Annotated in this window: 6 protein-coding genes and 2 pseudogenes; 2 read left to right on the forward strand and 6 right to left on the reverse strand. The window is 43.7% G+C overall.

The features are described from left to right. Both AB4263_RS01170 and AB4263_RS01175 read left to right on the forward strand, forming a co-directional pair. On the forward strand, nucleotides 1–258 hold a 258-nt coding region (locus AB4263_RS01170; RefSeq protein WP_372097234.1), incomplete at its 5' end, for a transposase. 582 nt (nucleotides 259–840) lie between these two features. Then, on the forward strand, nucleotides 841–2,016 hold the full coding sequence (locus AB4263_RS01175; RefSeq protein ID WP_372097236.1) for a threonine/serine exporter family protein: 1,176 nt from the start codon (nucleotides 841–843) through the stop codon (nucleotides 2,014–2,016). A 312-nt stretch (nucleotides 2,017–2,328) separates the two neighbouring features. On the opposite strand, the gene AB4263_RS01180 is transcribed toward AB4263_RS01175, so the two are convergent. From AB4263_RS01180 to tnpC, 6 genes and pseudogenes are all read right to left on the reverse strand, one after another. Further along, nucleotides 2,329–3,312 carry a GTP-binding protein gene (locus AB4263_RS01180; protein WP_372097238.1) on the reverse strand — a complete coding sequence of 328 codons (984 nt, stop codon included), beginning with the start codon at nucleotides 3,310–3,312 and terminating at the stop codon, nucleotides 2,329–2,331. Nucleotides 3,313–3,404: 92 nt separating this feature from the next. Beyond that, nucleotides 3,405–5,081 carry an amidohydrolase family protein gene (locus tag AB4263_RS01185; RefSeq protein ID WP_102319826.1) on the reverse strand — a complete coding sequence of 559 codons (1,677 nt, stop codon included), beginning with the start codon at nucleotides 5,079–5,081 and terminating at the stop codon, nucleotides 3,405–3,407. A gap of 109 nt (nucleotides 5,082–5,190) precedes the next feature. Next, nucleotides 5,191–5,826 carry a hypothetical protein gene (locus tag AB4263_RS01190; RefSeq protein ID WP_136982111.1) on the reverse strand — a complete coding sequence of 212 codons (636 nt, stop codon included), beginning with the start codon at nucleotides 5,824–5,826 and terminating at the stop codon, nucleotides 5,191–5,193. Next, nucleotides 5,786–5,908 (reverse strand): annotated as a pseudogene (locus AB4263_RS01195) (carboxylesterase family protein); the annotation flags it as partial. The gene AB4263_RS01190 and the pseudogene AB4263_RS01195, both read right to left, overlap by 41 nt. Nucleotides 5,909–5,952: 44 nt before the next feature. Continuing rightward, a complete protein-coding gene (locus AB4263_RS01200) occupies nucleotides 5,953–6,237 on the reverse strand; it encodes a hypothetical protein (RefSeq protein ID WP_017062010.1) in 285 nt (94 codons plus the stop codon). A gap of 377 nt (nucleotides 6,238–6,614) precedes the next feature. Continuing rightward, a pseudogene (tnpC, locus tag AB4263_RS01205) lies at nucleotides 6,615–7,422 on the reverse strand (IS66 family transposase); the annotation flags it as partial.

Here is a 7,422-nt window from a genome sequence, read left to right on the forward strand (position 1 = left end):
GAGTTCGCACGAAAACTGAGTCCTTATCTTCACGGTATTATCGCATCGGCAAGTTATCCGCTAAACACCTGCACCCTAGAAGGGATAAACAACAAGATAAAGCTAATCAAGCGAATGGGGTATGGGTATCGAGATACCGACTACTTCTTGGAAAGCCGCGATGAACCACAAATAAGCGGCTCTTTTTTAACCCAATTTTCTGCTCTTAAACCTTATCGACTGTATCCGCCTCATGAACCCACGGGACGATATTGTTAATACGTGAGCGCCGCAATCACACTGTTAGCGCTAAGGAACCTTTGAAACCGTCATCAAAGCTCACTCATAATAAGCTATTATTTACAGTAGATTTCGGTTAATTTTCCAAAGGCCATTATGAAAAACAAACTGAGTTTAGCAATTCAAGCATACTGCAACTGGATTGATTCAAACATTATTGAAATTGCTTATGTCGGTTCCATTCTAGTTGTGATTCTAACGCTCATCATCAATCTTATTTAGGCTTCCATTTCCTAAATATTAGTTTCCTTTACTCATTACCGAGCTTTTCTAAAAGCCTCAGAGTTAAATCAATCACCTCATGGATTTGGAGTTTTACGCCTTCAAATAGCTGCGTGAGCGGATCTATTTTTGAGGTTGCAGCTTCAACAATGACTGATTTACCTCAACGATAAACTGATAACCTCTCATTCAATGAATCCTATCTTTTTAACCATTGCCTTGTTCGTTTGTAGGGGCCCGTCCTCTATACACGACTATTGGTTACGCTTGAATGAGGATACTATTGAATTAGAATGCCCCTCAAACATATATCGCCTTGGTGATTGAGAAACAAACAGAATGAAACAAACAAATCATATCGAACAATGCCAGCAAGAAATTTTGAGCTTTTCGGACCGATTACATCAATCTGGTTGTGCGCCTTACTCGGTAGCTCAATACACTCAAGCTTATGCAAAACGCCAGAACATTGATGTCTCTATTGATGTGACCCCGACAAAAGTCATCACTATTTTTGAGCAACCCACGCAAAAAGTCGTGATGGAAAACAAAAAACCACCCTCGGTTAACTTACGTGATTTAGTCGCAACGCTTAAAGGGTTTTCGACTCATTCCCATTACGAAGGTTCAGAAACCTACTCGAATCGTACCTTGTGCTTTGCCAATTTATTGCTTCCGCCATGTTATTTAATGTTAGTTGGCAGTACTTATCTGGCGGTCGGTTTATCCATTATTCTGGGCGCTATAGCCTGGCTAGCACAAATTTTCCTGACTGGGCCAAGAAGCATTCTTGTCGAGTTCTTTGTCGCCTTAGTAGCCAGTTTTTTAACCGGTATGATAGCGGCACAGGTTCCCGGCTTACCAACATTGGCACTGTGCATTTCTTCCATTGTCCTTTTTATTCCTGGGTTAACCGTCACCAACGGCTTAGCCAGTCTTGCTCTCAATGACTTTCGGTCAGGTATCGAACTGCTTGCACAAAGCGCACTCATAGTAATGAAAATATTCATCGGCATTGTTATGGGGTTAGGCTTAGCCAACATAATCAATCAACCATTATCGGTACCGGTATTTATTGATGAAATCCCATTCGTTCTTCATGTCACCGCACTGATCGGGATTTCTGTCGCTATTGGCCTTATTTTCAACGCAAGTATGACAGAAATTCTCTTAGGCCTTCCTGTCGCGGCAATTGGCATGTGGGGGCCACATTGGTTTACTTCCGATTGGGTTGTAGGTACATGGGTAAGCACAATACTCATTACGCTTTACGGGGTGGGGATGGGAAAATTGCGTCACGTTCCACCACTCATATACATTATTCAAGGGATCATCATTCTTGTCCCCGGTAGTCGAATCATTGTCGGAGCAAGTGAGTCCTTCTTTGCGACCTCCATTTTACCCATTCCGAATATTGGTCTGTCCGCCTTGCTGATGTTTGGCGCGATTATGGCGGGACAAATCATGGTTTATTCTATATTTAGTCGTCATTTTGATTCCATCATTGAGGACTAACCATCGAACTAACAATCGCTGATCAACACGCCCCAATAACCCACGATTGAGTCTTTATCTGCTTTTTGACGTTAACCGATTCTGAGAAGGTACTGATGAACAGAGTCTCGAAAATCGATAAGACTATTTTGTTTCAGATGGCGAGGGGAATGAGCAATATGGATTTGGAAAAACCGAATAGAATCGAAATTAGCCAATAATTCAATAAGATAAGGATACTTAGGATGAGTCAATGCAAAGTAGGCAGAGGTAAGCTAGGTATAGGCAAGCGCTAGGTTGATAGGCTTGCCATCTACTCCATTTCCGTTCTAACTACGCCACCAGTGCGTTCAGTTTTTTACGCATACTCTCTTTATCAAGGCCACCTTTAGGTCCAATGAAGACTAACCGTGACGAACGAGATTCATCATCTTCCCATGCATCTCCAACCGTCACATTGGCTCGCTGGCCCGTGCACTGAAATACACAGCGATGATCAGGACGATCGGTTAAATTTAAAATACCTTTCATGCGATAAGCATCGATTGAAAACTGTTGCAGTAGAGGATACAAACTTTGTAGATTAAGCGGTTGATCAGTTTCAAAGCTGAATGTTTCGAAATCATGGTTCACGTGATGACAGTGCTCATCATGACAATCATGGTGCTGGCATTCCCTTTGATCAGCCGCTATTTTGTTAGTGACAAAGCGCGTACTTTCAGGGGCATCAAATAAGATAGGTAAATCCACTTCGCCGAATGAAATATCAATCAATTTAGCAAACGGAGCTTGTACTCGGCACCATGCTTTGACTTGCTCTAGTTTATCAGCATCGACTAGGTCAGCTTTATTAACCAGAACAATGTCAGCCACTTGAATTTGCTGCTTCGACAACGTCTCCATTGGGCCTTCTAGCCCTAAAATGTTTTCCGCATCGATCGTCGTCACGATTGCATTTAAAGGTGCGTGTGCTTGCAGTTCCGGATCTTCAAATTGAAGTGCCACTTCTTTGGGTTCTGCGATACCTGAAGTTTCAACAACAATATGGTCTGGGCGTTCCTCTAATGCGAGTAAACGCATTACCGAAACGACTAGTCCTTCTGCAAGGTTACAACAGATACAGCCATTCTCTAGGCTGATCATATTTTCACTTTCAGATTTAACTAACTCCGCATCAACATTGATTGATCCAAAATCATTGACGATCACAGCCATGCGCATTCCATTTGCATTGGTTAATATATGGTTTAGTAGGGTCGTTTTCCCTGCTCCTAAAAATCCGGCTAAAATTGTTACTGGAATAGGCTTCTTGCTCATAGCATGCTCTCTTTCGATTTTCGTTGTCTATATTTACTCGGTAAGCAATAAAAAAGGTTGAGCTAATGCCCAACCTTTTAAGTCAGGATAACTTAGCCAGTAACTTTGTTGCGAACCGCTTCACCTGGGTTTGAATCTAACAACATTTCACCAGCTTCAATGATAGGTGTCCCGTTTACAAGTACGTATTTCATGCCTGTAGAAAGGGCATTTGGTTTATCAAATGTTGCAACGGCTTTTACTTCATCAAGTTTGAAAATAGCTAAATCAGCATCTTTACCTACTTGAATACGACCTTTATTTGCCATTTGTGGCACAGCATCCTCAAGAATACGACATGCGTTTAAGCTAGTTCTTTCCATCGCTTCTACTAGTGTTACCGCTTTGTATTCCTCGACATATTTTTCAATAAAACGAGAGAAACAAGCAAGTGAGCGAGGGTGAGCTATTGCGTTGCTTGGAAGTGGCCATACATCACCTTCAATTAATACGCCTTTATCATCCATCCAAGGCATTGCATCTGAAGCGATAGCTGCACCTGGGAACAATACTGAACGGTCCATTTTAGCGCGATCTTCTTTGTTCTCATCGGGTTTTAAGAAGTGCATGACAACCACGGTACCGGGCGCTGATGCTTGTAGTTCAGTGACTTTTTCTTGGTTTAGTGCTTTACCATTCGCTTCCATGTAGCTAGCGCTTGGTACACCCCAACGTTGTAACCAATCGTCACCACGGAAAACTTCTGCGCCAATAACGGAAGAGCCAGCACCATAAGGATAAGCTTCAGTAGTAACGGCTAAACCTTGATCAATGGCGGATTGAACTAAATCGGCACAATCTTCGATATCTTGTACTGACGTGCTGTTGAGGTGACAAATGTGCATGTGTGCACCCGTTGTCGCCGACAGGCTAATGAGTTCTTGGTATGCTTCAAAGCTTGATTTTGGCTCTGCGCTGTTTAGGTAACGAACGTGAGTGTAAGTTGGTACTTCATAGCGTTTTGCTAGTTTAGCAAGATCATAGTACTCTTTGTGGCCATAACCTGGTGCGTAACCCGCGTTAATACCAATGCCTAAGCCCCCCTCTTTAAGACCTTGCTCAACCGAGCCCAGAATTTGTTTTAATTCATCTGGGGTTGCTAGGGTATTTTGCCAATTGTTTTTAGAAAAAGCTTTCTGGAACCAAACAATCGTACCATCAGGAGCAGGCATCGTAGGTTCTTTTGCTTGAATACGAGCGTAAGTCCATGCTACAGAAGCGCCGTAATTAATCGGGCGACCTTCAGCAGCAGTAATATCGTAGTACGTTCCGATTGGGAATAGACCAGATTCCATCTCAAGAGCGGTGGTTACGCCATCGAATGCTTGAGCACGGGCAGCAGGAAGTTGTTGTCCGTGAGCGTGCATATCTATAAAGCCAGGTGCAACCACGAGACCTTCAGCATCGATGATTGTTTTGCCTTGCAGCTTTTTGTCTGAGATTGCAGCAATACGCTTACCTTTAATACCGACGTGACGAATTGCGTCGAGTCCAGTTTCAGGATCAACAACACGGCCATTTTCGATAACGATATCAAATGGCCCTTTCTCGTTAGGCATCAGTTTGATGTTTTGGCCAACCAGTTTTTCAGGGGCTGCATGTAAAACAGAGGCAAAAGGCAGTGCCGCAGCCCCAACCGCTAACTTAGTCAAAGTCGAACGTTTATCTGTATCGACACCATCAAGTAATACTTGCGTAGCGTCCAATTCATTTGGGTCGTAATTTTTCATATTGATACCTGTTATGTTTGTTGTAAAAGAATATTAGTTCATGATTGTTATGAAAACTATGCTGCATGTAGAAAAATCAATCGATTGACTAACACCCACCTTTCCATCATTAGAATCCACTGCCAACCGTTATATAAAACGCGCTGTCAACGTCACTAAAAGCGAGGTCTACCCCCATGTGTAACCCATATCGGCAAGCTATCTGATAGCGAAATCCAGCACCATACGCATCGACACTTTCATCGTCTGACAGACTGCCCTCTACTGTCGCTTTATCCAGGCCATAAAACGCAGAAACGGTCCAACGATTATCAATCGCATTATCGTATTCCGCGACAACACCCAGCCCAGAGGTCACCGAGCTTTCGCCCATAAAATATTGAATAACGCCATTGATAGCGTTATTCACATCTTCATTACTGGTCTCAAACTCTACCGAGCTCTGGCCAATAATCTGTTTCACACCCAGCATCAATGGTGTGTTTGCCACTCGAAACTGGAGCTGCTGAAGCGCAGCGACTCCCGAGGTTTTTGTGCCGAATTGAATCGTTTTGTTGTACGACGCACCTATACTGAACTCTTTGAAAATATCGAGGTTCGCCTTTCCAGCGCCAACGCCACCCGTATATCGAATGGTATCTTTTAGCCACGACGGTATCACCGTTAATGTCGGTATCAGAACCTGCGCCATATTCAAAGTCCCCACCATGAATAAAGACATACACGGGTAATGACTCTGAACCATTGATCTCCGAAGGACGCCAAATATTAAGATTCAAGCAATCTTCAGATTGCTCTTGCTGGGTTATTTTAAGCTGTGGGCACACGGCGCCAAATTGTGTCGCATCTATAGCGCTATCAGCATTGTGTTCTAATTGACGGAGTGACTGTGCTGAAAACGTTGTTGATCGGCGTAAGTGATTCCTTTAAACGCTTCAATGGATACGCGTTGCTCGTCACCTGCTAAGGTATTGATCACAACAGACTCTCTATTTGCGAAAAGAGTCGCGTCCCCGATGGATACTGAAACCTGCTCTGTTGGTAATGTCTGAAGCGGTTCTGGCTTAATAGGACGTGAGCTGGTTTCATCACTACCCCACGCAGAAAGAGCAACAGTGATAGCGATAACCATGAGTGAGCGATGCGTTAAATTCATGGTTGTACCCATAAATGTGTTCGGCCATCTGACCTGATATTGGTATCATCAAACCTGAGAATCCCTATGCTCAGCCATGCTCATTTCTGGAGTATTTGAAGTATTTTTTCTTTATGGTGCGATATTAATTCACTCTTTAAATTTGAATAAATCGCTTATGCAGGACGTGATCCTACATATATTCACTACCGTGAGTGGATGTCGCTTTTTATTTATCACAAAGACTTCTTGTTGTACCTTCTTTGGCTGACTATCTAGGGTTGATAAAATTTCAACGGGTTCTTGAAACAGCTCTATAGGGGGTTGCTGTGACTCTCCTTCTGAAGCTTCAAACTCATCAAAGAACCCAAATATGTTATTAGAGTCCGATGGCATAGTTAGCACCAAACGTAAGTTTCGAGGCCAAAGCCAATATTGTTGAGGTCTGTTTTGACTTGACCCGAAGAGGTCCAAGGTAGAAGTGCGTCGATATCAGGCTCTGCTTTCGCGAGCTCTTTAATGCACTTGACCATGTAGTCTTAGAGGATAATACCGTTGGCTTTTGCAGTCTCGACGATACTGTAAAGCATCGCGCTCGCCTCAGCACCGTTTGTGTGTTGGAGAATAGCCAATTTTCCCTGCCAATAACCAGCGGTTTAATTGCGCGTTCAGCGCGATTATTATCGATAGATAAGTGACCATCGTCGATATAACGAATGAGTTTAGGCCATTGCCCGAGCTAGTACTTTATTGCTTTGCCTAGTGGGCTAGAGCCTATCACCTTCTGGGTTGTCATCCATTGGTAAAGCTCATCCAGTATCGGCTTGGCATACGCTTGACGCTCTGCTTTTCGCTCTTCGGCAGGCGCACCTTTTAAGCGTGATTCTATCCCGTAGAGTTTTTGGATTTTAGCCAGCGCCTTATCAGCCTTGCCCGATTTACCTTCCCCTTGAAGCTTCTTCGCGTCCATGAACTTGCGTTAAGCACCCCACATTAGTGACGTGATGCAGACCATGATAAGCCGTGTAGCCATCGGTTTGTAGATAACCGTTGTAGTCACCTAAAAAGTCCACGGGGCACACCCTCGCGCGACTGTTTTGATAGTCGTACAAGGCGATTTTTTCACATTCGGCAGTGCCGCTTCGGGCGAGTCAGCGCCTGAGCAGTAAAGCCACATATAACACTGCTTCTCTTCTTTGAGCACAT

The sequence above is a fragment of the Vibrio sp. 10N.261.55.C5 genome, from assembly GCF_041470505.1.
Taxonomy (GTDB): domain Bacteria; phylum Pseudomonadota; class Gammaproteobacteria; order Enterobacterales; family Vibrionaceae; genus Vibrio; species Vibrio crassostreae_C.

What these genes read in the sequence shown, in the direction of transcription:
- AB4263_RS01200 (WP_017062010.1), bottom strand. Translation starts at nt 6,237, where the DNA reads ATGAATTTAACGCATCGCTCACTCATGGTTATCGCTATCACTGTTGCT.
- AB4263_RS01175 (WP_372097236.1), top strand. Translation starts at nt 841, where the DNA reads ATGAAACAAACAAATCATATCGAACAATGCCAGCAAGAAATTTTGAGC.
- AB4263_RS01185 (WP_102319826.1), bottom strand. Translation starts at nt 5,081, where the DNA reads ATGAAAAATTACGACCCAAATGAATTGGACGCTACGCAAGTATTACTT.
- AB4263_RS01190 (WP_136982111.1), bottom strand. Translation starts at nt 5,826, where the DNA reads ATGGTTCAGAGTCATTACCCGTGTATGTCTTTATTCATGGTGGGGACT.
- AB4263_RS01180 (WP_372097238.1), bottom strand. Translation starts at nt 3,312, where the DNA reads ATGAGCAAGAAGCCTATTCCAGTAACAATTTTAGCCGGATTTTTAGGA.